Source organism: Pseudarthrobacter quantipunctorum (assembly GCF_045291495.1).
Lineage (GTDB): Bacteria > Actinomycetota > Actinomycetes > Actinomycetales > Micrococcaceae > Arthrobacter > Arthrobacter quantipunctorum.
On sequence record NZ_CP148033.1, the window covers coordinates 1763735 to 1785976 of the forward strand.

Consider the following 22242-nt stretch of genomic DNA (forward strand, 5'->3'; position numbering starts at 1 on the left):
GGATTCAGCCGGCAGCCTCATAGGCCTGGCGCATCCATTGCTCCACCTCGCCGTCCAGCTGGCTGCTGTCCAAAAGCTCAAGGTGATGCATCCAGATCCCCGGGGCAGGGTGCGCTGTTTCCTTGAACCGGGGCGAGGGGATCGCGTGGGGAAGCGCCAGCGACAGCACAACAGGAACACCTGACTTGATGTACATGCCCGGCCGCCAAACGAACGCAAAGCCCCGCCGGCGGCGGAACGAAACCTGGCTCTTTGACACGCGGACGGTCATGGGGCCCATGCCGGACGCCATGCGTTCCGCCGCCCCGTAGATGGCACGGGCAGCGCCGGAACCTTCAAAAAAACGGTCAACAGTCCAGGGCTCGGCGCCTTCCACCGGGACGGCTGTGGCTACTCGAGGCCTGCGCGGGTGGCTTCGTTCAACGGGGTCTGCCAGGTGCCGGTGGCTGTCAGCGCGAACCTCCGGCCCGTCACCGACTGCGGAATGATCCGGATGAGGTGGTCCTGCCCAACGCCCTGCCAGGGAAAAAGCCCCCGCCGTGTCTCATTCAGGACGGGTGAGGCGGCGTCATCCTCGACAGCCGTACCCTTGACCACAACACTCCAGGCCAGGCCGAATTCGGCACTCACGCTGTCCGCTTCCAGGGCGACCATTGAGTTCGCCTCAATAGCCTGCAGCTTTGTTCCGCTGCCCGTCCGGAAGACCAGGCCCTCGCCGTCACGCTTGAAACTCACCGGGAACACGTCGGGCTGTCCGTCGACGACGACGCCAAGCCGTCCAATACTCGTTTGTTCCAGCAGTCTCCAGCACTCGTCGGAGTCGAGGATTTCTGCTTCAGGAGCGATTTTCTTGTCGGTCATGCCCAGATCCTAAGGCGCGGGCCACATCCCTGACAGGGCCCAAAGACCTTTGTCCTGCCGGCCTGACCCCACCCCTTCGCCAGTGGCCGGCCCGGGCCTAAATGCCCTAGCGGTTCCGGCCGGCCAGCAGTACTTTCAGCTGTATGCGCAACAACAGACCGGGCCGGGAAGCCTCATCCGCAGTGGAAGTCCTGGATGCGAATGCCTGCTGGGACCTCCTGCGCGGGGTGTCGGTCGGCCACCTGGCCGTTCTGGTGGACGGCCATCCGGAAATCTTCCCCGTGAACTACAAGGTGGATCACGGGTCGGTGGTCTTCCGCACCGGAGAAGGGACGAAGTTTCACGCCGCGGCCCGGCCCACCGCCGTCGCACTCGAAGCCGACGGCACTGACCAGGACAAACGGACCGCATGGAGCGTCCACGTGAAGGGCCATGCCGAGGTCCTGGAGCCCTCACCGGAGCTGATGACTGGCGTTGGCCTCACCCTCTTTCCCTGGCAGGCAGGCCACAAGGACCACTTTGTGCGGATTGTTCCGACGACGGTAAGCGGCAGGCGGTTCACCGTGACCTCCCCCCTGACCTGGTGGAGCCACCTGGATGATCCGGCGCGGGCGGGCCTTGCCTGAGGGAAAGCCGGCCGCCCCGCCCGGCACCCCCGTACCGCCGCAGGCGGCCAGCCCCGAGGAGGAGCCCGGCCAGTCGCTCCCGGGCCGGGCCTCGGCGCTGATCCGTCAGTACCCCCTGGTGGCGCTGACGTGCCTGGTGCTCGCCGTCACCGGAATGCTGCTGCAGTCCGGACTGGAACAGCCCGCCAGGCTCGGCGCGTCCGCCTATGCCGCCGTCGTCGCCGTCATCCGTGCCGCAGCGATGTTCCGCTCGCTCCGCGAGGGCCGCTGGGGCATCGACGTCCTGGCGCTGATGGCCATTGCCAGCACCGTCTGGGTGGGCGAGTACCTCGCTGCCCTCGTGGTGATCCTCATGCTCTCCGGCGGGGAAGCGCTCGAAACCTTCGCCCAGGGACGGGCAGCACGCGAACTGGAGTCCCTGCTGGCAAGGGCGCCCCGCTTCGCCCACCGGGAAGCCGCCGGATCAGTCCTGGAAGAAACACCCGTGGGCGAGGTGGTTCCCGGCGACGTGCTGGTGGTGCGCCCCTCCGAGCTGGTCCCGGTTGACGGTGAGCTCCTGTCCGACGCCGCAAGCATGGATGAATCCTCGTTGACGGGGGAGAGCCTGCCCGTTGAACGGACCCGGGGGGAACTCCTGCTCAGCGGCTCCGTCAACGGCGAGACGGCCATCAGGATGCGGGCGGCCGCCACGGCCAGGGATTCACAGTACAGCCGCATCATCGCCCTGGTGGAGGAAGCGGCGTCCAGCCGGGCCCCGGTGGTCCGCCTGGCGGACCGGTACGCCGTCCCCTTTACCGCGCTGGCGATCCTCATGGCCGGAACGGCCTGGGCCCTTTCAGGGGATCCTGTGCGCATCGCCCAGGTCCTGGTGGTGGCAACCCCCTGCCCGCTCCTGATCGCGGCGCCGGTGGCGTTCCTCGCCGGCACCAGCCAGGCAGCCCACCGGGGCATCATCATCAAGAACACCGGGACCCTGGAGCAGCTGGCCAAAGCCAGGACAGCCGTCTTTGACAAGACCGGAACGCTGACCTCAGGGCGGCCCGTCCTGGACACGGTCCAGGTTGCACAGGACCAGGGACCAGCCGCCGGTGCCGCGATGCGCGCGGAGCGGATCCTGCAGCTCGCCGCCTCAGCCGAGCAGTACTCCTCGCACGTCCTGGCGGCCTCGGTCATCGAAGCCGCTGCCCAGGGCAACCTTGAGCTCCTGCCCGTCACCCGGGCCACGGAACATGCCACCCAGGGCGTGGAAGCCGTCTGCGGCGGGGACACCGTGGTGGTGGGCAAGGCCGGGCTGGTCCGGAACGCGTCGGAGGGCTTCCTGGAAGCTGCCCTCCACAGCGGCCAGCTGGCCATCTACGTGGCCGTCAACGGCAGATACGCCGGAGCCCTGATCATGAAGGACCCGCTGCGCGGCGATGCCGGTGACACCCTGGCCCGGCTGCACCGGCTGGGAGTCCGGCACACTATGCTGCTGACCGGCGATGCCCATGGGACTGCGGCCCACATCGCCGAGGAAGCGGGCATCCGGCATGTCCGGGCAGACTGCCTGCCGGAGGACAAGGTGAATGCCGTGGCAGCCGTGAAGGAACGGCCTGTCATCATGGTGGGCGACGGCGTCAATGACGCCCCCGTCCTGGCCGCCGCGGACGTGGGCATCGCCATGGGGGCAAAAGGCGCCACCGCCGCGAGCGAGTCGGCGGATGTTGTGATCATGCTCGACGATCTGTCCAGGGTGGCCGTGGCGGTCGAAATCGGCAAGCGCACCGTGGCGGTGGCCCTGGTGAGCATCTGGACAGGAATAGGCCTGAGCATCGGCCTGATGGCCGTGGCTATGACAGGTTACATTCCAGCGGTCACTGGCGCCCTCCTGCAGGAACTCGTGGACCTTGCCACGATCCTTAACGGTCTGAGGGCGCTGCGCCCGGTCCGGCGGGGGAAACCCACGGGCCGGGGCTGAGCCGGAAGGCACCGGCATGACCTTCGGCCCTTCCGCCGTCCGCCGGGAGTGGCGAAGGTGGTTGGTATGAACGCAGAAACAGTGTCCAAGCCTGTGATTGTGGGCGTTGACGGTTCCGAGTATTCCTCCGCCGCCCTGCGGTACGCCGGATCCCTCGCTGCCCGCCTTGGTGCGCGGCTGGAGGTCATTACCTGCATCGGCATGCCCGATTACCTGGTGGTGGCGCACCTCGAAAGCGGTGAGCACCCCTTGACCGCGCGGCTGGAGGAAACCGCCGCCCGCCTGGTGGAGGAAGCCCTGGGGCGGGCATTCACCGGTGAGCGTCCGCAGAACATCGACGTCACGGTCAGGTTCGGGCCGCCTGGAAAAGTCCTCGTGGACGAGAGCCGGCGGGCGCAGCTGCTGGTAGTCGGGCGGCACGGCGAGGGAGGATTCCTCGGCACATCCATGGGCTCGGTCAGCAAGGCGTGCGCGGCACACTCCGTGTGCCCGGTGCTCCTGGTGGGCCAGGAGGCGGACGACGTGCCATGACAACGGCGGGCCTGACCTCCGGCCAGGCTGCGGAACTCCTGGAGAAGGCAGGGCCCAACGTCCTCCCTGCCGAGAAGTCCATATCGCAGTGGCGGAAACTCTGGGGGGAGCTGACACACTTCTTCGCCCTCATGCTGTGGTGCGCGGCAGCCCTGGCCTTCCTCGCGGACCTGCCGCAGCTGGGCGTGGCGATCATCGTCGTCGTCCTTGTCAACGGGATCTTTGCCCACATCCAGCAGGAACGGGCCCAGCACGCCGCGGCCAGGTTGCGCGGGCTGCTGCCGGCAGACGTCATGGTGCGGCGTGACGGGCGCGTCCGCAAAGTCCACGCCAGTGAGCTGGTGGTCAACGACGCCGTGCTCCTGACGGCAGGCGACCGCATCCCCGCAGACGTCATCCTTGTTACGGCACAAGCGTGCGCCGTGGACGAGTCGATGCTGACCGGCGAAAGCGACCCGGTGCCCAAAACGGCCGGTGACTCCGCCTGGGGCGGAACGTTCCTGGTCAACGGCGACGCCGAAGCCACTGTAAACGCCACCGGTGGCGGGACCCGCCTGGCGGGGATTTCCGCGCTCACCAGCGGCGCAGTTCCGCCGCCCACCCCGCTGTCCCTGGAACTGCGCCGGATAGTCCGGGTGGTGGCATCCCTTGCCCTGGCAATCGCCGCCCTGTTTTTCCTGGTCTCCCTGCTGGTGGGGATCGAATGGCGAAATTCCTTCCTGTTCGCCATCGGCGTTGCCGTCGCGCTTGTCCCGGAAGGCCTGCTCCCCACCGTGACGCTGTCGCTGGCGATGGGAGCGCAGCGCATGGCCTCCCGCAACGCACTGGTCCGCAACCTTGAGGCGGTGGAAACCCTCGGCTCCACCACCTTCATCTGCACCGACAAGACAGGAACGCTCACGCAGAACCGGATGAACGCCGTCGAGGTTTTCACCTCCAGTGGTTCGGTCAGCATCGTGGGCGAGGGGTACAACCCGGAGGGCGCTGCCCAGGGAGACGGGCAGGAGAAGGCCGCGGAAACGGCTCTCGCGGCGCTCGCCGCCTCGCAGGGCCGGGCCGAACTGCATGACGGGCAGTGGCGGGCACTGGGCGACCCCATGGAAGCCGCAATCGACGTACTGGCGCGGCGTTTGGGCGGGGCGGCGGAGATCCGGACGGCGCCTTCGCGCCGGTTCGCCTTTGATCCTTCACGACGGCGGGAGTCGGCGATCGTGGGGCACGACCTCTTCTGCAAGGGCGCACCGGAGGCCGTACTTCCGCTGTGCAGCGACACCGACGGCCAGGTTGCAGGCCAGGTCCAGCTCATGGCCTCCCGCGGACTCCGTGTCATCGCCGTGGCGCGCAGGCGGCTCGATGGGCCGTCCGAAGCCTGGGAATCCCGCCCTCCCGGGGACATCGAACGCGGCATGGAGCTGCTGGGACTGATCGGGCTCCACGATCCGCCGCGGCCGGACGTGGCCGACGTCATCCGGACTGCCCGCACGGCAGGGCTCAAACTGGCCATGATCACCGGCGACCATCCTGCGACCGCAGCGGCCATTGCCCGCGAAATCGGGCTGATGGGGGCGCCGGAGTTCATCCTGGAGGGCTCGGACCTCCCCGACGACGAACAACTGCTGGGGGCACTCCTGGACCGGGACGGGGTAGTGGTGAGCCGGGTTTCCCCGGAGCAGAAGCTCCGGGTTGCCAAGGCCCTGCAGTCCCGCGGCCATGTGGTGGCCATGACGGGCGACGGCGTCAATGACGGCCCGGCCCTCCGTGAGGCCGACATCGGGGTGGCAATGGGCCTGAGCGGGACCGACGTTGCGCGGGAAGCCGCCGACCTGGTGCTCCTTGACGATCATTTCGCGACGATCGTGGCAGCCATCGAGCAGGGCCGGGCCACCTACTCGAACATCCACCGGTTCCTGACCTACCACCTCACCGACAACGTGGCGGAGCTGACCCCTTTTGTGGTCTGGGCCCTCTCGGGCGGCCAGTTCCCGCTGGCCCTGGGGGTCCTGCAGATCCTTGCCCTGGACATCGGTACGGACCTGCTGCCTGCCCTGGCCCTGGGCGCCGAGCCGCCCGGCAAGCGGGTGCTGTCCCGGCCGCCGGAGCGGCGGCACCTGATGGACCGGCAGCTGATGGTGCGGGTCTTTTGCGTGCTGGGCCCGGTGGAGGCCCTGGTTGAAATGTCCGCTTTTTCCGTGGTGCTCTTTGGCGGCGGCTGGACCCGGGGCGAACCGCCCGAACCCGGGCTTCTCATGGCCGCGTCCGGGGCGGCCTTCACTGCGGTGGTACTGGGCCAGCTGGCCAACGCCTACGCCTGCCGGAGTGCCACCGTGCCGCCGTGGAGGCTGGGGTGGGGCTCGAACAAGCTCCTGGCGTGGGCCGTCCTGGCTGAACTGGCCGTGCTTGCAGCCTGCCTGTACGTACCGCCGCTCGCCGCCCTGCTGGGCCAGGCCCCGCCGCCGATGGCCGGGCTGCTCCTGGCCGCCCTGGCCGTACCGGCGGTCCTGGCCGCCGACTGGGCCTACAAGGGATTCAGGGGCCGCGGCGCCCGCTGAGCAGCACGCAGGAACCCCTGCCGGTGGTCTTGCCTGTGCTTGCAGCCGGGCCGGACCGGTGCTCGGGACCAAAGACTCTGCATTGCCTCCGGGGCACGGCCCAGAATCAAGGCATGACTGCTCCCGCAACGTCCCCGGCCGATGTTCACGTCAAATGGTTCGAGGACACCGGGATCGGGGACATCGCCTCCGTGGGAGGAAAAAACGCATCGCTGGGCGAGCTGAGCCGCTCCCTGCAGTCCGCCGGTGTGAGGATCCCCGACGGGTTTGCCACCACCGCCGGCGCCTACCGCGATTTCCTGGCATCGAACTTCCTGGAGCCGCGGATCAGGACGTACATCGAGGAGTACCGGGCCGGACGCGCAACCCTGCGCCAGGCCGGAGCAGCCATCCGCGAGCTGTTTTTGTCGGCAACGTTCCCGGACAGCATCGGCGAGGCGATCCAGGAGCGCTACCGGCTCCTTTCCAAGCGGGCAGGCCAGCACGAGGTGTCGGTTGCAGTCCGCAGCAGCGCCACGGCCGAGGACCTGCCGGATGCAAGTTTCGCCGGCCAGCAGGAGACATTCCTCAACGTGGCCGGCGGGCGCGCCGTCCTCGATGCGTGCCGGAACTGCTACGCCTCGCTGTTCACCGACCGCGCCATCAGCTACCGCGAAATGAAGGGCTACGACCACCTCGACGTCGCCCTGTCCGTGGGCGTCCAGCGCATGGTCCGTTCGGACCTCGGCGCTGCAGGGGTCATGTTCTCCATCGACACCGAGTCCGGGTTTCCGCAGGCCGTGCTCATCAGCGCAGCGTGGGGCCTCGGTGAGACCGTTGTCCAGGGGACCATCAACCCGGACAAGTACCAGGTTTTCAAGCCGCTGCTCTCCGACGAGCGCTTCAGTCCCGTGATCGAGAGGGAACTGGGCGCGAAAGAACGGAAAATGGTCTACAGCCACGGGGGCAACGCGCGCACCCAAATGGTGGAAACCACCCAACGGGAGCAGGGTTCCCTGGTGCTGTCCGACCAGGAAGTGGTCCTGCTGGCACGCTGGGCCAAGGCCGTTGAAGACCATTACGGGCGGCCCATGGACATGGAGTGGGCCAAAGACGGCCTAACGGGCGAGCTGTTCATGGTGCAGGCCAGGCCGGAGACAGTGCAGGCCCAGCGCAGCAGCACGTCCTTCAGGACGTACCACCTCCAACAGCAGGGCCGGCTGCTGACCGCGGGGGCGGCCATTGGCGATTCCATCGCCAGCGGGCAGGCCTGCGTCATCCGGGATGCAAAGGACATCGAATCGTTCGTGGACGGTTCAGTGCTGGTGACCAGGATGACGGACCCGGACTGGGTCCCGGTCATGAAGCGGGCCGCCGGCATCGTCACTGACCACGGCGGCCCTACCAGCCACGCAGCGATCGTCAGCCGGGAACTCGGCGTGCCCGCCGTCGTCGGAACCCGGAACGCGACCGAAGCCGTCACTGACGGTGCCCCCATCACCCTGTCCTGCGCCGAAGGCGAGGAAGGCCGCGTCTACGAAGGGATGCTGGAGTTCACCGTGGAAGAGGTGGACCTGGAGGCCCTTCCCGCCACCCGGACCGACGTGATGGTCAACATCGGCAGCCCTGCCGCCGCCTTCAAGTGGTGGCGTCTGCCGGCGGCGGGCGTTGGCCTGGCACGGATGGAATTCATCATCAACAACCTCATCCGCATCCATCCCATGGCCCTGGTGCACCCTGAAAGAGTGACGGATCCGGAGGAAGCCGCGCTCATCCGGAGGCTCACCAGCGGCTACAGCGATCCCACGGAGTACTTTGTTGACGTGCTGGCCACCGGGATCGCCAAGATAGCGGCGCCGTTCCACCCCAAACCGGTGATCGTGCGGCTCAGCGACTTCAAGAGCAACGAGTACAGCCACCTGATCGGTGGCGGGTTCTTCGAACGCCCGGAAGAGAACCCCATGCTGGGCTTCCGCGGAGCCTCCCGCTACTACAGCGACCACTACCGCGAAGGCTTCGCCCTCGAATGCAAAGCCCTCAAACGGGTACGCGAAGAGATTGGCTTTTCCAACATCATCGTTATGATCCCGTTCTGCCGGACCGTCCGGGAAGCGGACCTGGTCATCGAAGCGATGGCCGGGCAGGGGCTGGTGAGGGGCAGTGCCGGGCTGCAGCTGTACATGATGTGTGAAATACCCTCGAACGTGGTGCTTGCCGAGCAGTTCGCCGAGCGCTTCGACGGGTTCTCCATCGGCTCCAACGATCTCACCCAACTGGTCCTGGGCGTGGACCGCGACTCCGAGCAGCTTGCCGGGCTGTTCGATGAAAGGGATCCTGCCGTCAGTGCCATGATTGCCCAGGCGATCGACAAGGCGCACGCAGCAGGCATCAAGATTGGAATCTGCGGGCAGGGGCCAAGCAACCACCCAGATCTTGCCGAGTTCCTGGTTGGCCGCGGCATAGATTCGATTTCGCTGAACCCTGACACCTACGTGAAGACCGTCCCAGTCATTGCCGCGGCCGAGCAGCAGCTGGGCAGAGGGGCCTAACGGCACTGTCAACGGAGGACGGCCTGCTGGTATCCCTGTCATATGACCGCGTCGTCACCCACCGCTGCAGCTGCCAAGCCGCCCTTTGACGCCGTCATTTTCGATCTGGACGGGGTGGTGACCAATACGGCGCTGGTCCATCAGGCCGCCTGGAGGGACGCGTTCGAACGCATCCGGCAGGATCCGCGGGTGCCGGACACCGCCAACCGCGCACCCCTTTCCAAAGCCGACTACCGCACCTATATCGATGGCCTTCCCAGGGAGGAAGGCGTGCTGAAGTTCCTGGCGTCAAGGGGGGTGAAAGTCGAAAAGGGGTCGGACGGCGATGAGCCCGGCACCTGGACCGCGTTCGGCCTCGGCGCCCTGAAGAACCGGCTGTTCCAGGAGCGGCTCAAGCGGGACGGCGTCCAGAGCTATCCGGGAACGGTGCAGCTGCTGCAACGGCTTTCCGACGCCGGGGTCCCCACCGGAGTGGTCACGTCCAGCCGCAATGCGTCCTCAGTTTTGGACGCGGCCGGGCTTCCGGATCTTTTCGGCGTCATCCTGGACGGGACTGCTGCCGCCAACCTCGGCCTGCGGGGAAAGCCCGCTCCCGACGTCTTCCTGGCGGCCGCCTTCCGCCTTGGGGTATCTCCGTCCCACGCCGTGGTCATCGAGGACTCGGTGGCAGGGGTCCTCGCAGCTCACAAGGGCGGGTTCGGCCTCGTGGTGGGCATCGACCGCAGCGGAACCCGGCGGGAGCTCGAAGCCGCCGGTGCCAGCACAGTCCTCAACGACGTCAGTGAACTGGACCTGGGGCTCGTCCTTGGCGATCCCTGGCAGCTCGTCTACGAGGGCTTCGACGCCGGACACGAGGGCCACCGGGAAGCGCTGACCACCCTTGGCAACGGCTACCTCGCCGTCCGGGGCGCATCGCCCGAAGGTGGGGGCAGCGCCCGGTACGCCGGCATGTACCTGGCGGGAGTCTTCAACCGCCTGGCCGCCGAAGTGGCCGGCGAGGTGCTTGTGGAAGAACACATGGTCAACGCCCCGGACTGCCTTCCCCTGGACCTGCGGCTGGCGGACGGGCAGTGGTGGTCGGAGGGAGGCCTGGTGGCTGTCCGCGAGCGCCGCACGCTGGATCTCCAGCGCGCGGTTCTGGAACGGCGGCTCCTGCTGGAAACCGGGGACAGGCGGCGCATGGAAATCGTCCAGACGAGGTTCGTCTCCATGGCGGAGCCCCACCTGCTGGGACTTGAAACGAAGATCACGCCGCTGGGCTGGAGCGGAGCCGTGGAAGTGCGCAGCGGCGTGAACATGGGCGTCACCAACTCGAATGTCCCCGAACCGGTCTCCAGCCCCGGGATCCACCTTGTTGACCGGACCATGAACGGCGGAGGCTTCAAGCAACCGGCTCCGGATGACGTTTCCGTCGTCGAGGCTGAGACAACCCAAAGCCTGGTCCGGATAGCCGTGGCATACCGCACCAGTGCGTCGGGGGCAGCAGGCAGCGGCGTACAAGGCACAGGGCAGCCCGGCAGCATCGGCCCGTTCCACTTCCGGACATTCCAGGTGGCCCTCGCTGACGGGGCTGCAGCAAGAATCTGCAAGACAGTGGCGGTGGTGACATCCCGTGACCGGGCCATCGCCTCCCCGGCCTCCGCCGCCGTGACAGTGCTGACCCGCGCCGGCGGGGACTTCGACGCCTTGCTGACCGCACACCAGGACGCGTGGCGGCACGAACTCCACCCGTTCCTGGTGGACATCGAGGCGCCGGTGCAGGTGCGCCTGGTCCTTAACTTGCACATCTTCCACCTGCTGCAGACCCTCACCCGCCACACGGCAGAACTCGACGCCGGGGTCACGGCCCGGGGACTCCACGGCGAGGGATACCGGGGCCACGTCTTCTGGGACGAGTTGTTTGTCCTGCCGCTCCTGACCACCAGGACGCCGGATGTGGCCCGCTCCCTCATCGAATACAGGTGGCGCAGGCTTCCGGCTGCCCGCCACGCGGCAGCGCTTCAGGGCTTCCCGGGGGCGCAGTTTCCCTGGCAAAGCGGGAGTGACGGTACGGAGGAAACCCCCAAGTGGCTCTACAACCACAGATCCGGCAGGTGGGTGAAGGACCACTCGCACCTGCAGCTGCACTCCGGACTGGCTGTGGCCTTCAACGTCTGGCAGTACTTCCAGGCCACCAGCGACAAAGCCTGGCTGCTCCGCAAGGGCGCCGAACTGGTGATCGACGTTGCCCGGTTCTTCGCAGCACGGGCCGGGTACAGCCAGGACACAGGGCGGTACCACGTCCGCGGCGTCGTGGGGCCCGATGAGTACCACACAGGATATCCGGGCCGCCCGGATCCCGGGCTGGACGACAACGCCTACACCAACGCCATGGCTGCCTGGGCCTGCCTTCGGGCCGCGGAGATCATAGGCATCTTCCACGGGAACGAACTCGACGGCCTGATGGAGAGGCTTGGCGTCACCGGTGAGGAGGCCGCCGGCTGGGAGCAGGTGGGCAGGGCCATGTTCATCCCCTTCCACACGGACGGCGTGATCAGCCAGTTTGCCGGATACGAGGAACTCGACGAACTCGACTGGGAACGGTACCGGGAAACCTATGACAGCATCGAGCGGCTCGACCTGATCCTGGAAGCCGAGGGGGATGAAACCAACCGGTACAAGCTTGCCAAGCAGGCCGATGTCCTGATGCTGCCCTACCTGCTGGGCCATGAAGGTGTGATCGCCCTCCTCCAAGAACTGGGATACGCGTTCACGGGAGACCTGTTGAACCGGACCATCGAGTATTACCTCGCTCGGACTGCCCACGGGTCCACCTTGAGCCGGGTAGCCCACGCGTCCGTGCTGGCGGCGCTGGACGCCGACCGTGCCTGGGACAGCTTCCGCGAAGCGCTCGACGCCGACCTCGACGATACCCAGCACGGCACCACACGGACGGGCATCCACCTGGGCGCCATGGCTGGAAGCATTGATGTCATCCAGCGCAGTTTCGCCGGGCTGAGGCTCAGCGGCGACGCAATCGTCTTCGCCCCCAACCTGCCCACCGGCCTGCGGTCCGTCGCCTTCAGGGTCCGGTACCGGGGGCATCACCTGAACATCGAACTCAAGGACGGGCGCATGAGGATTGCATCGGCGGCCGGGGACGCCGAACCCATCAGCGTGCGCGTCAACGGCAGGAAGGCGGCGCTCGCGGCCGGCCAGGCCAGGACATTCCGGCTTCCCGTGCCGGTGGAGGGATCGGCTGCATCATGAAGAAACTCGGGATCCTGACAAGCGGCGGAGACTGCCCCGGCGTCAACGCAGTCATCCGCGGGGCAGTGCTGGGCGGCGAGGTTGTCCACGGTTATGGATTCGTGGGGTTCCGTGACGGCTGGCGGGGAGTCCTGGAACAGGATGTGGTGCCCTTGCCCCGGCGCAGTGTCCGGGGATTATCCAGGCTCGGCGGGACCATCCTTGGGACATCCCGCACCAATCCGCTTGAGGGCGGCGGAACCGATGCGGTGCGGGACAGCCTGCGGCGCAACGGCCTGATGGGCCTGATCGCCATTGGCGGCGAGGGAACACTGGCCGCAGCGAAGGAGCTGTGCGACCAGGGCATCAACGTGGTCGGGGTTCCCAAGACGATCGATAACGATCTTGGTGCCACGGACTATACGTTTGGGTTTGATTCCGCCGTCCAGACAGCCACTGAAGCCATTGACAGGCTGAGGACCACCGGGGAGTCCCACCACCGGTGCATGATCGCGGAGGTCATGGGCCGCAATGCCGGCTGGATCGCGCTGCACTCCGGAATGGCCTCTGGTGCCCACGCGATCCTCATACCGGAGCATCCGGTGTCCCTGGACCAGATCTCCGCGTGGGTCCTGTCAGCACGGGACCGGGGGCGGGCGCCCCTGGTGGTGGTGGCTGAAGCCTTCGTACCGGAGGGGCAGGAGACACCCTACGCGCCGCGCGGGCTGGATACCTTTGGCCGGCCGCGTCTTGGAGGCATCGGCCGGCTGCTGGAGCAGCAGCTGCAGCACACCACCGGGATCGAGACCCGGGCCACTGTCCTGGGCCACATCCAGCGTGGCGGAGAACCCACCGCTTACGACCGTGTCCTTGCCACCCGGCTGGGCCTGGCCGCCGTCGAGGCAGCGGCCGGCGGCTCATGGGGGACCATGGTGTCCCTCCGCGGGACGGACGTCGTCACCGTAGGCCTGGAGCTTGCCCTCGGACGCCTGAAGGTGGTGCCCGAGGAACGGTACAAGGAGGCGGCAGTCCTGTTCGGGTGAAAGAACACTTCGATGGCGTGACCGTGCCTGGCCCCGGAGGGACCAGGCACCAAACCTCAGCCCCTGCTGATCGGGATCTTCGACGCCGAGGCTACCTCTTGCTGGTCCGGAAGGGGAGCGCGGACTTCCAGGACGCCGTCCTTGTATGAAGCGGTGACGTCAGCCTGCTGCACCCCGCTGGGAAGGGGGAGCCGCCGGACGAAAGAACCGTAGCGGAATTCGGAACGGTAGCTGTCCTTGTCCTTGTGTTCCGTTTTTTCCTGCCGTTCGGCCCTGATGGACAGGACACCGTCGGTCACCGTCACGTCCACGTCCTTTTCCGGGTCGATCCCGGGCAGTTCCGCGCGCACCACCAGGGTGTTGCCATCCACCACTTCCTCCACCCGGATGGCTGACGAACCCATCTCTCCTTCGAAGAGTCTTTCGATCATATCCATGGGGGAGCGGCGGGAATCAAACCACTTCATCAGGTCAGTCATTGTTGCCTCCTGCTCATTGTGAGCCGGGCCGACGCATTTGCCCGGCATTAACACCATCCGCCCTCTGCGGGTGCTGTTCCAGAGTCCAAGGTCCCACCGTGGCCCCGCGGTGTTTACGGGCGGACCCGCAGGACGGCCGAGCCGGTAATCCTGTCCGCAGCGAGATCCTCGAGGGCCGTGTCCGCGGCATCGAACGGGTAGGAGGTGGTGGTTGGTGCCAGTGGAATCCGGGCCGCGAGGGCCAGGAACTCATTCCCGTCGGCCCGTGTATTGGCCGTAACGCTGCGGACCTGGCGCTCGTAGAAGAGGTGGGCCTCATAGTTCAGTGGCGGGATGTCGGTGAGGTGTATACCGGCAACCGCCAGCGTCCCGCCGCGGTCAAGGGCAGCGAGCGCGGCCGGCACCAGGCCGCCCACAGGGGCGAACAGAATCGCCGAGTCAAGCGGCACCGGAGGAGTGTCATAGGCGTCGCCGGCATATTCCGCTCCCAGCTCCAGGGCCAGGGCACGGGCCTCCTCAGAGCGGGTCATGACAAAAACGGATGCCCCCTGGTACATGGCCATCTGCGCGGTCAGGTGGGCGGAGCTGCCGAACCCGTAGATGCCAAGGCGCCCTCCGGCCGGGAGGTTGGCGCGTTTCAATGCTCGGTAGCCGATAATGCCCGAGCACAGCAGCGGCGCGGCCTGTTCATCGGTGAACACGTCCGGAATGAGGTACGCGAAGTCCTCGGAGACGGTGAGTTTTTGGGCGTAGCCGCCGTCCTTGTCCCAGCCCGTGAAGACGGGCGCCGAGCACAGGTTTTCGTCCCCGCGGCGGCAGTAGGCGCACCTCCCGCAGACACCGCCCAGCCACGCTGCGCCCACCCTGTCGCCCGGCGCGAACCGGGAGGCCTCCGGCCCTGTTTCCACCACCACGCCTACCGCCTCATGGCCCGGGACAACTCCGGGGCGGCGTGGTTGCAGGTCCCCTTCGGCCAGGTGGAGGTCGGTACGGCAGATTCCGCAGACGCTGACGTTCACCAGCAGTTCATTGGCCGCGGGCCTGGGGTCCTCGCGGGTGCTCTTGACCAGGGGACGGGCAGATATGGGGCCGGGCCGGCCCACCCACCATGCGAGCACGCTGTCCTCCTTCCGCCGGCTTAGTCAACAATGGCCGGGGCCGGGACGCGCATGCCAGAGCCGAAGGTCACCAATGCCATCAGTCCTCCGGGCGTCCGGCGAGGCGCCGCTGGAAGTACCGGATGGCTTCGATGACCAGGCTGCCGGCCACGGCTACGGTGACGGACGCGGCCAGGAGGTCCGCGGGCGGCCAGTCCAGCCGGAAGAATTCTTTTGCCGGGGGCACGGTGAACAGGAGCGCCAGGCCCCCGTACATGCCCGCCAGGATCAGGGTCTTCGTCCAGTTGAGCGGCCGGGATGCCGTCACGAGGATCCAGGAGGCCACCAGGGCCAGGGTGATGACGGCGGCCGACTGCGTGGCTTCGGCACTGCCAGGTGCGGCGAAGTGCGCGTACATGCTGACAGCGAGCACACACAGGGCGCCGCATAATCCGGCTGGCACGGAGAAGGCAAGGGACCGCTTCAGGAATCCGGGCTCATAACGCTGCGCACCGGGCTGCAGTGCCAGGAAGAATGCCGGCAGGCCGATGGTCAGCCCGTCGAGGACTGACATCTGGCGCGGAAGGAACGGAAAAGGCCACAGGAGCAGGGCAAACGTCAGCGAAATAACGGTTATGTAGACGGTCTTGCTGAGGAAAACCATGGAGACCCGCTCGATGTTGCTGATGGCCCTGCGGCCTTCCGCAACAACCGCCGGCAACCTGTCGAAGCGTCCGTCCAGGAGGATAAGCCGGGCTACTGCCTTGGTGGCCGGTGACGCCGTGTCCATGGCAATGCCCAGATCGGCTTCCTTGAGTGCCAGGACGTCGTTGACCCCGTCGCCTGTCATGGCCACCGTGTGCCCGCGCCGCTTCAGCGCCTGGACCATGTCCCGCTTCTGGGACGGGGACACGCTTCCAAAAACGTGATGGTTTTCCACTGCTTCTTCCAGCAGCAACGGGTCCGTGGGCAGGTTCCTGGCGTCGTAGGCCTTGCCCGTCCCAAGGCCCACCGCGCGTGCGAGCACTGCAACGGTGCGGGGGTCGTCCCCGGAGATGATCTTGAGGCCTACGCCCTGCTGCCGGAAGTAGGCAAGGGTCCCCGGTGCTTCCTTCCGGATGTCCTCGCGGAAGGTCAGCAGCACCACAGGAACGAGTTCAGCGGGCAGTGCGCCGCTTGTCGCGGACCCGGGAAGGGCCCCGGGCATGTGGGCCAGCACCAGCGTCCGCAGGCCGGTGGAGGCCAGGGCTGCGGCGCTCCGGCGGGCGTGGGCGCCGGCGGACGAGTCCGCCAGAACAAAGTCCGGTGCCCCAAGAACCCAGGAACCGGCGGCCGGCGAGCCCGGCGGGAACGTTACTGAACTCCATTTCAGGGCGGAGGTGAACGGCACCGATGACGCCTCCGGCAGGACCTCGGCCGCGGGAAACGCGTCACCGATGGACTTGGCGGTGGTGCTTGCCTCCTCCTTGGCGCCGAACCATTCAAGGGCCTGCCGCCACCCCTCGGCCGCCGGCACTCCGGCGTCGTGTACGGCGTCGAACGCCGTGGCGCCGGAAGACAAGGTACCGGTCTTGTCCAGGCACAGGACATCCACCCTTGCCAGTACCTCTACGGCCGCAATCTCCTGGACCAGGACCATGTGGCCGGCCAGGCGGACCCCGCCCACCGCGAAGGCCATGCTGGTAAGCAGGACCAGGCCAAGGGGAATCATGGACATGATGCTGGCCACCAGTCCCACTGCCGCAGGTATCCACTGGCCGGAGCTGAAGGCAGCCGCCCAGCCGCCGGCGTTTTGGACCTGGGCATGGGTGACCAGGACCGCAGTCGGCAGGAGCAGCCAGGTGATGACGCGAAGCACCCTGTCCAGGCCGGAGCGTATCTCGGACGTGACCAAAGCGAACCGCCTCGCTTCGGCAGTCAGTTTGTAGGCGAACGTCTCGGGGCCCACCCGGACCACCGCCGCCCGTCCGCTCCCGGCCATGATCAGCGACCCGGACAGGAGCGCTGCTCCCGGAAGCTTGGGAACCGGGGCTGACTCGCCTGTCAAAAAGGATTCGTCTGCCTCCACGTACCCGCCGTCCAGGAGGCGCACGTCAGCGGCCACCTGTTCGCCGGCGCTGAGCAGGACGATGTCATCCGGGACCAGGGCCTCCGCCGGGATAAGCTTTGGGCTGCCGTCCCGGACCACCCTGACCTGCGACGCGTGGAGAATAGCCAGCCTGTCCAGGGACTGCTTGGCGCGGTATTCCTGGATGATTCCGATCAGGGAATTCCCCAGCGCTGAGAAGCCAAACAGCGCATCCCGCCACTGGTCCAGCACCAGCAGCAGGACAAAGCAGCCAGCCACGATGGCGTTAAAGAGGGTCAGGACGTTCGCCCGGACAATGTCCCACACACTGCGGCTTGTTGCCCCGGGGATGCTGTTGATCCGTCCGGCCCTGGTCCGTGACAGGACCTCGTCGGAGGAGAGCCCGTCCACCGCCGGCCGACCCGCCGGAGCACCGGACCCCACGTGGCGTCCGGTGCTTTCCCCTGCTTCAAACATCACGTGGAGCGCAGAGCCCACCCGTCATGCGTCATGCCGGGATTTCTTCAGCCGGGTGATCACCGTGGGGCAGGGAGGCTGGGTGAGGACGCCGTGCGCCGTCGATCCGAGCAGGAGCCTGCCAAAGCTGCCCCTGCCCCGGCTGCCCAGGACCAGCATCCGGGCGTCGGCGGCTGCCCGGACCAGGGCGTCTGCGGGTTCCATGACGGTTTCCAGGATTCCGTGCACCACAAGGCCGGGGTAGTCCTGGCGCAGCCCCGCGACTGTCTCGGACAGGACAATCTGTTCCTCTTCAACCACGTGCCCGGCGAAGCTGCTGGACGGGAGGCCCGCTTTGATCCACCGGTTGGGGCCAGTGAACGCATACAGGACGGTGAGTTCCTCGCCCAGTGCGTCAGCCTCGGCCGCCGCGAAAGCCACGGCCTGGGTGGACTCTTCCGACCCGTCAACGCCCACCACAACACCCTGCCCGCTGCTTTTGCCTGTGCCGATCACCGCTACCGGGGATTCGGCCGTGGCGGCTGCCTGGAGTGCCCGGTCGGTCAGTGCGCCGCGGGAGTGGCCGCTGCTGCCCAGGACCAGCATCGAGGCGTCCTTCGAGTACTTCCCGAGCGAGGCCCCAACGCTTCCCTCCAGCAGTTCCTGTGACACCTGAAGGTCCGGTTCGGCGCTGCGCACCGTTTCTGCGGCGTCTTTCAGCATGTCCATCGCGGACTGGCGCAGGACGTCGATGTAGGGGAGCGCTTCGATCCTTTCGCCTGCCATCCAGCGGTCGTCGAGGACATGCAGGATTGCCAACGGCACCTTTTGCCGCCGCGCGCGGGCCGCTGCCCATAGCAGGGCCGCTTTGGAAGGGGCGGAATCGGCGATGCCGACGGCGACGGGCTTGTGTGCGTCCATGGGGTACCTTCCGTGGTGCTGCTGGTGGTTGAGAGTTTTAGTGCCGGAAAGGGCTTCAGGCCCTGTCGGCCGGTTCCTGCGGGGCCCACCACCGGGTGGGCGGGGTGATGAAGAATCTCCTCCCGGTGATCTCCTCGGGTGTCACCCGGATGAGGCTGTCCTTGGGGCCAGCCTGCCAGGGAGACAAACCTGCGTCGGAGGCATCCTGGAAGTCTTCGGTGTCGTCCACAACGGCCGCGTGCCCCTTCACCACTACGCTCCAGGCAATGGTGCCGTACTGGTTCAGTCCGTCGGCCTCCAGGGACACTGCTTTGCGGCCGGCCACTGCGTCCATTTTGGTGCCGGGGCCGGTGCGGATCAGCAGGGTGCCGTTGCTGGGCACGAAGTTGACCGGGAAGATCTCCACCGTGTCCCCGCGGGTGAAGGCCATCCTGCAAACGGACGTTGACCGCAGGTATCTCCAGCAGTCATGCACGCCAAGGTTTTCGGGTTCCGGTTCTGCTGCAGCTGTGTCCATGGCCGTAGCCTAGGACGCGCAGCGGGGCGGGGCTAGGGAAGAAGGTCCTGCTGCACCCGGTCCCGGCGGCTGCTGCTGTCCGGCTTTCCGTAATTGGGGCATTTCAGACCTTGACTTACTCTCCTAGACTGGTGCCGGACGTCGCTTCGTCCTGGGGCGGAAGCGGCGTTGCCGGGGGAACCTACCTCCCGGACGCGTGCAACACCGCTGAGGGCCTGCAACGACGCAGGCACTTTCCACAGGAGGTCGGACATGAGCACTGAACCGTGGAGCTCTCCCATGAAGGAACGGGCCGAGGATCTCCTTCGGGACTTTGTTGCCCGCGCAGATGAGCTGCTGCAAACCCAGGAACGCATGAACGGCCTGCTTGCCGCCGTCGTCGCCCTCGCCCAGGATTTGAGCCTTGAAGCCGTGCTGGACCGCCTGGTCCGGTCCGCGTGTGAACTTGTGGGCGCGAAGTACGGGGCGATGGGCGTGATCGCGGAGGACCGCAGCCTGAGCCACTTCATCACGGTGGGCGTGGATGAGGAGGACATCAGGTCCATTGGGGACCTGCCTACGGGGCACGGGGTCCTGGGCCACCTGATCCGGGAGCCGCAGCCATTGAGGCTGCACGATCTCGGCCAGCACCCCATGGCTTCAGGCTTTCCGCCCAATCATCCACCGATGAACACCTTCCTCGGAGTGCCGGTCCGGGTCCGGGACGAAGTGTTCGGAAATCTCTACCTGACGGAAAAGGACGGCGGGCAGGACTTCACGCCGGAGGATGAGGACCTTGCCGTGGCCCTCGCCGCTGCCGCCGGTGTGGCCATCCAGAATGCCCGCCTGTTCGAGGACAGCAAGCGGCGCCAGAAATGGCTGGAGGCGGGGATGGAACTGAGCAGCCGGCTGATCATGGCCCCGCACCCCGGGGACTCGGACAACCTTGACCTGGTGGCCGAAACAGCCTTGCGGGTGTCAGAGTCCGCGCTGGCCGTGATTGCTGTTCCTGCGGGTGACGGGGTCCTCAGGTGCAGGTCCTCCCTGGGCGTCCAGGGCCTGCAGGCGGGGCAGGAGATTGGTGCTTCCGACGCAGTCTCCTCGGTCATCGAGACGGGGGAGTCCCGCGTGGTGCGTGATCCCCAGCGGGTTTTCGGCGATGAGGTGGCGGAAAAACTGGGTTCGGTGCTGGTCTGCGCAATCGGCCACAGCAACAGCGAGAACGGTGTTCTGCTGCTCGCCCGTCCACAGGGCTCAACCGCCTACAGCCAGGCCGAAGCGGACTCCAGCTCGATTTTCGGGAGCAGGATCGGGCTGGCACTCGACCTTGCCCGTGTCCATGCGCTCCGTGAACAGAACCTCCTGTTCACGGACCGGGAGCGGATTGCCCGCGACCTGCACGATCTTGTCATCCAGAGGCTTTTCGCCTCCGGATTGAGTATCCAGAGCCTCCGCCGCTACACCCTAGATCCCATAGCGCACGAACGGATTGCCACCGTCACCTCCGAATTGGACGACACCATCCGGAAGCTGCGGGACACCATCTACTCCCTTCGGACCGGGGAGGAAAACCGTGAACCGCTGACAAACCGCATCCTGGGGGTGGTCCAGGACAACTCCCGCAGCTATGCCGTTGAACCAAAAGTGGCTTTTGCCGGCCCCGTGGACACCGTCCGGGAAAACGTTGCCGGCCATGTGCTTTCCGTGCTTTCCGAAGGACTGAGCAATGCCGCCCGCCACTCAGGTGCCAAGGAGATACGGGTTGCGGTGTCCGTGACCCAGCGGCAGGTTGAGCTGGTGATCCAGGACAACGGGTGCGGTTTCGAAGAACCCGCACGGGTGAGTGGCCTGGCCAATATGCGGCGCCGGGCAGAGATGCTGGGCGGCAGCTGCACCATCCGGAGCACGCCGGGGGAAGGCACCCGGATCACCTGGTCCGCCCAGCGTTTGTGACGGACGGGAAGGCAGCAGGCAGCTTCGGTCAATGGGACTGGTTTATTGCCCGTCCGGGGTGTTCCGTGTGACGTACACGGCGGCCTGGGTCCTGCGCTCGAATCCCAGCTTCGCCAGGATGGATGACACGTAGTTCTTCACTGTTTTCTCGGCCAGGAAGAGCTCCTCGCCGATCTGGCGGTTGGTCATGCCCTGCCCGATCAGCGTCAGGACCTTCTTCTCCTGGGCACTGAGCGCATCCAGCCGCGGGTCCGTCGGGGCCTTGGAAAGTCCGGCGATGATCCGCTCCCTGACGCCGGGCTCAAAGAGGGACTCGCCTGCGGCCGCCTTGCGGATTCCGGCGAGGAGGTCATCGCTCCTGATCTGCTTGAGGATGTATCCCGACGCTCCTGCCAGGACGGCGCCCCGGATGGCCTGCTCGTCGTCGTAGCTTGTCAGGATCAGGCAGTGCAGGCGGGGGTCCAGCGAGCGCACATCCCGGCATACCTCGATGCCCGTGCCGTCGGGGAGCCGTCCGTCCAGGATCGCGATATCCGGCTGGAGTGCGGGGATGCGGCGCGTGGCCTCCGCCGCGGATCCGCTCTCACCGACCACCTCGAACCCTTCGCCCTCAAGTAGGTCCTTCAGCCCCTGCCTAACAAGCTCGTGGTCATCGAGAATGAACACGCGCAGCGGCTCCTGGGGACCTGCAGCCCCGTCCGGGCCCGACTCATGCCTTTGCACCCTATGCTCCCAATTGTCTTAAGGACTATGCCTGCACTGCTGTACAGGCAGCCCGTGCCAGGGGCCTGGTCCCATCTTTCCGTCTGTGCGGACCAGCAGGAAGGGACCAAAGTCGCGAGTCCTGATCATACAACCGCAGCCCCTCGCCGGCGGTTGCCCCGTGCCGGCCCGCGACCAGCACCCGGCGGTGACTTTCGGCCCTATCCCGCTGCCCGGACCCTGTACAGTCTGGGAGCAGACCAAACAGATCGGAGCCTCATGGACGCCCCCGAGGAGCACCCCAGGATTGTTGTTGGCGTGGACGGATCCGATGCCTCGATCGCCGCCCTCCGTGCAGCCGGGGACCTGGCCGGGCCCCTTGGCGCAACTGTGGAGGCGTGGGCATGCTGGGACGTTCCTCCCGGCTATGGGCTCTACCTTGTGGTGGGCATCGAAGGCTTCGAATACGCAGCCAGGCAGTCGCTGGAGCAGGCCCTTGCGGACGCTTTCGGCCCGGAGCTGCCGGCATTTGTCCACCCGCGGCTGGTGCGGGGCAAAGCCAGTGAGCAATTGATTGAGGGGAGCCGGAACTCGTCCCTCCTCATCGTGGGGCGGCGCGGCCATGGCAGCCTGGTGCTGGGCTCGGTGAGTTCGGCGTGCGTCAGCCACGCGCACTGTCCGGTCCTGGTGGTCCACGCCCCGGAAGAAGCCGCGCACCGGAAAAGCGGCGGCGGGCAATAAGCGACG

The 22242-nt window shown here is 66.8% G+C and carries 17 protein-coding genes; 9 read left to right on the plus strand and 8 right to left on the minus strand.

Going from position 1 to position 22242, the window contains the following annotated elements:
• Window positions 1-4: 4 nt before the first annotated feature.
• Together WHH00_RS08150 and WHH00_RS08155 are read right to left on the minus strand one after the other, a co-directional pair.
• Window positions 5-376 carry a DUF5655 domain-containing protein gene (locus WHH00_RS08150; RefSeq protein WP_406637947.1) on the minus strand — a complete coding sequence of 124 codons (372 nt, stop codon included), beginning with the start codon at window positions 374-376 and terminating at the stop codon, window positions 5-7.
• A 14-nt stretch (window positions 377-390) separates the two neighbouring features.
• Window positions 391-861 carry a pyridoxamine 5'-phosphate oxidase family protein gene (locus WHH00_RS08155; protein ID WP_406637949.1) on the minus strand — a complete coding sequence of 157 codons (471 nt, stop codon included), beginning with the start codon at window positions 859-861 and terminating at the stop codon, window positions 391-393.
• A gap of 143 nt (window positions 862-1004) precedes the next feature.
• Here WHH00_RS08155 and WHH00_RS08160 point away from each other — a divergent pair, with 143 nt between their 5' ends.
• The 7 genes from WHH00_RS08160 to WHH00_RS08190 all read left to right on the plus strand — a co-directional run bounded on the left by WHH00_RS08160 (window position 1005) and on the right by WHH00_RS08190 (window position 13323).
• Window positions 1005-1487, plus strand: coding sequence for a pyridoxamine 5'-phosphate oxidase family protein (locus tag WHH00_RS08160; protein WP_406637951.1), 483 nt, complete (start codon window positions 1005-1007; stop codon window positions 1485-1487).
• Window positions 1459-3444 carry a heavy metal translocating P-type ATPase gene (locus WHH00_RS08165; RefSeq protein WP_406637953.1) on the plus strand — a complete coding sequence of 662 codons (1986 nt, stop codon included), beginning with the start codon at window positions 1459-1461 and terminating at the stop codon, window positions 3442-3444. Before WHH00_RS08160 ends, WHH00_RS08165 begins: the two co-directional genes overlap by 29 nt.
• 66 nt (window positions 3445-3510) lie before the next feature.
• The gene (locus WHH00_RS08170; RefSeq protein WP_406637955.1) at window positions 3511-3975 is read left to right on the plus strand and encodes a universal stress protein; all 465 of its coding nucleotides are present in this window, start codon (window positions 3511-3513) and stop codon (window positions 3973-3975) included.
• Window positions 3972-6524 (plus strand): cation-translocating P-type ATPase, encoded by a 2553-nt coding sequence (locus tag WHH00_RS08175; RefSeq protein WP_406637957.1) that lies wholly within the window; start codon window positions 3972-3974, stop codon window positions 6522-6524. The genes WHH00_RS08170 and WHH00_RS08175 overlap by 4 nt, the downstream gene beginning before the upstream one ends.
• Before the next feature lie 113 nt (window positions 6525-6637).
• Entirely contained in the window at window positions 6638-9052 is a 2415-nt protein-coding gene (gene ppsA / locus WHH00_RS08180) for a phosphoenolpyruvate synthase (RefSeq protein WP_406637959.1), read from the plus strand.
• Between the two features lie 42 nt (window positions 9053-9094).
• Entirely contained in the window at window positions 9095-12301 is a 3207-nt protein-coding gene (locus tag WHH00_RS08185) for an HAD-IA family hydrolase (RefSeq protein WP_406637961.1), read from the plus strand.
• Window positions 12298-13323: an ATP-dependent 6-phosphofructokinase gene (locus WHH00_RS08190; RefSeq protein WP_406637963.1), complete on the plus strand. Its 1026-nt coding sequence runs from the start codon at window positions 12298-12300 to the stop codon at window positions 13321-13323. The genes WHH00_RS08185 and WHH00_RS08190 overlap by 4 nt, the downstream gene beginning before the upstream one ends.
• A 56-nt stretch (window positions 13324-13379) precedes the next feature.
• Here the strand turns inward: WHH00_RS08190 and WHH00_RS08195 are convergent, their stop codons facing one another.
• From WHH00_RS08195 to WHH00_RS08215, 5 genes are all read right to left on the minus strand, one after another.
• Complete coding sequence (locus tag WHH00_RS08195; RefSeq protein WP_406637965.1) at window positions 13380-13802, minus strand: Hsp20/alpha crystallin family protein; 423 nt, start codon at window positions 13800-13802, stop codon at window positions 13380-13382.
• Window positions 13803-13915: 113 nt separating this feature from the next.
• Window positions 13916-14920 carry a zinc-dependent alcohol dehydrogenase family protein gene (locus tag WHH00_RS08200; protein ID WP_406637967.1) on the minus strand — a complete coding sequence of 335 codons (1005 nt, stop codon included), beginning with the start codon at window positions 14918-14920 and terminating at the stop codon, window positions 13916-13918.
• 79 nt (window positions 14921-14999) lie between these two features.
• Entirely contained in the window at window positions 15000-17444 is a 2445-nt protein-coding gene (locus tag WHH00_RS08205; RefSeq protein ID WP_406637969.1) for an HAD-IC family P-type ATPase, read from the minus strand.
• 24 nt (window positions 17445-17468) lie between these two features.
• Window positions 17469-18344: a universal stress protein gene (locus tag WHH00_RS08210; protein ID WP_406637971.1), complete on the minus strand. Its 876-nt coding sequence runs from the start codon at window positions 18342-18344 to the stop codon at window positions 17469-17471.
• 55 nt (window positions 18345-18399) lie between these two features.
• Window positions 18400-18861, minus strand: coding sequence for a pyridoxamine 5'-phosphate oxidase family protein (locus WHH00_RS08215; RefSeq protein WP_406637973.1), 462 nt, complete (start codon window positions 18859-18861; stop codon window positions 18400-18402).
• A 252-nt stretch (window positions 18862-19113) separates the two neighbouring features.
• Between WHH00_RS08215 and WHH00_RS08220 the strand changes: the two genes are divergently transcribed.
• Entirely contained in the window at window positions 19114-20793 is a 1680-nt protein-coding gene (locus WHH00_RS08220) for a GAF domain-containing sensor histidine kinase (RefSeq protein ID WP_406637976.1), read from the plus strand.
• 42 nt (window positions 20794-20835) lie between these two features.
• Here the strand turns inward: WHH00_RS08220 and WHH00_RS08225 are convergent, their stop codons facing one another.
• The gene (locus tag WHH00_RS08225) at window positions 20836-21459 is read right to left on the minus strand and encodes a response regulator transcription factor (protein ID WP_231454033.1); all 624 of its coding nucleotides are present in this window, start codon (window positions 21457-21459) and stop codon (window positions 20836-20838) included.
• A gap of 315 nt (window positions 21460-21774) precedes the next feature.
• Here WHH00_RS08225 and WHH00_RS08230 point away from each other — a divergent pair, with 315 nt between their 5' ends.
• On the plus strand, window positions 21775-22236 hold the full coding sequence (locus WHH00_RS08230) for a universal stress protein (protein WP_350002428.1): 462 nt from the start codon (window positions 21775-21777) through the stop codon (window positions 22234-22236).
• Window positions 22237-22242: the final 6 nt, after the last annotated feature.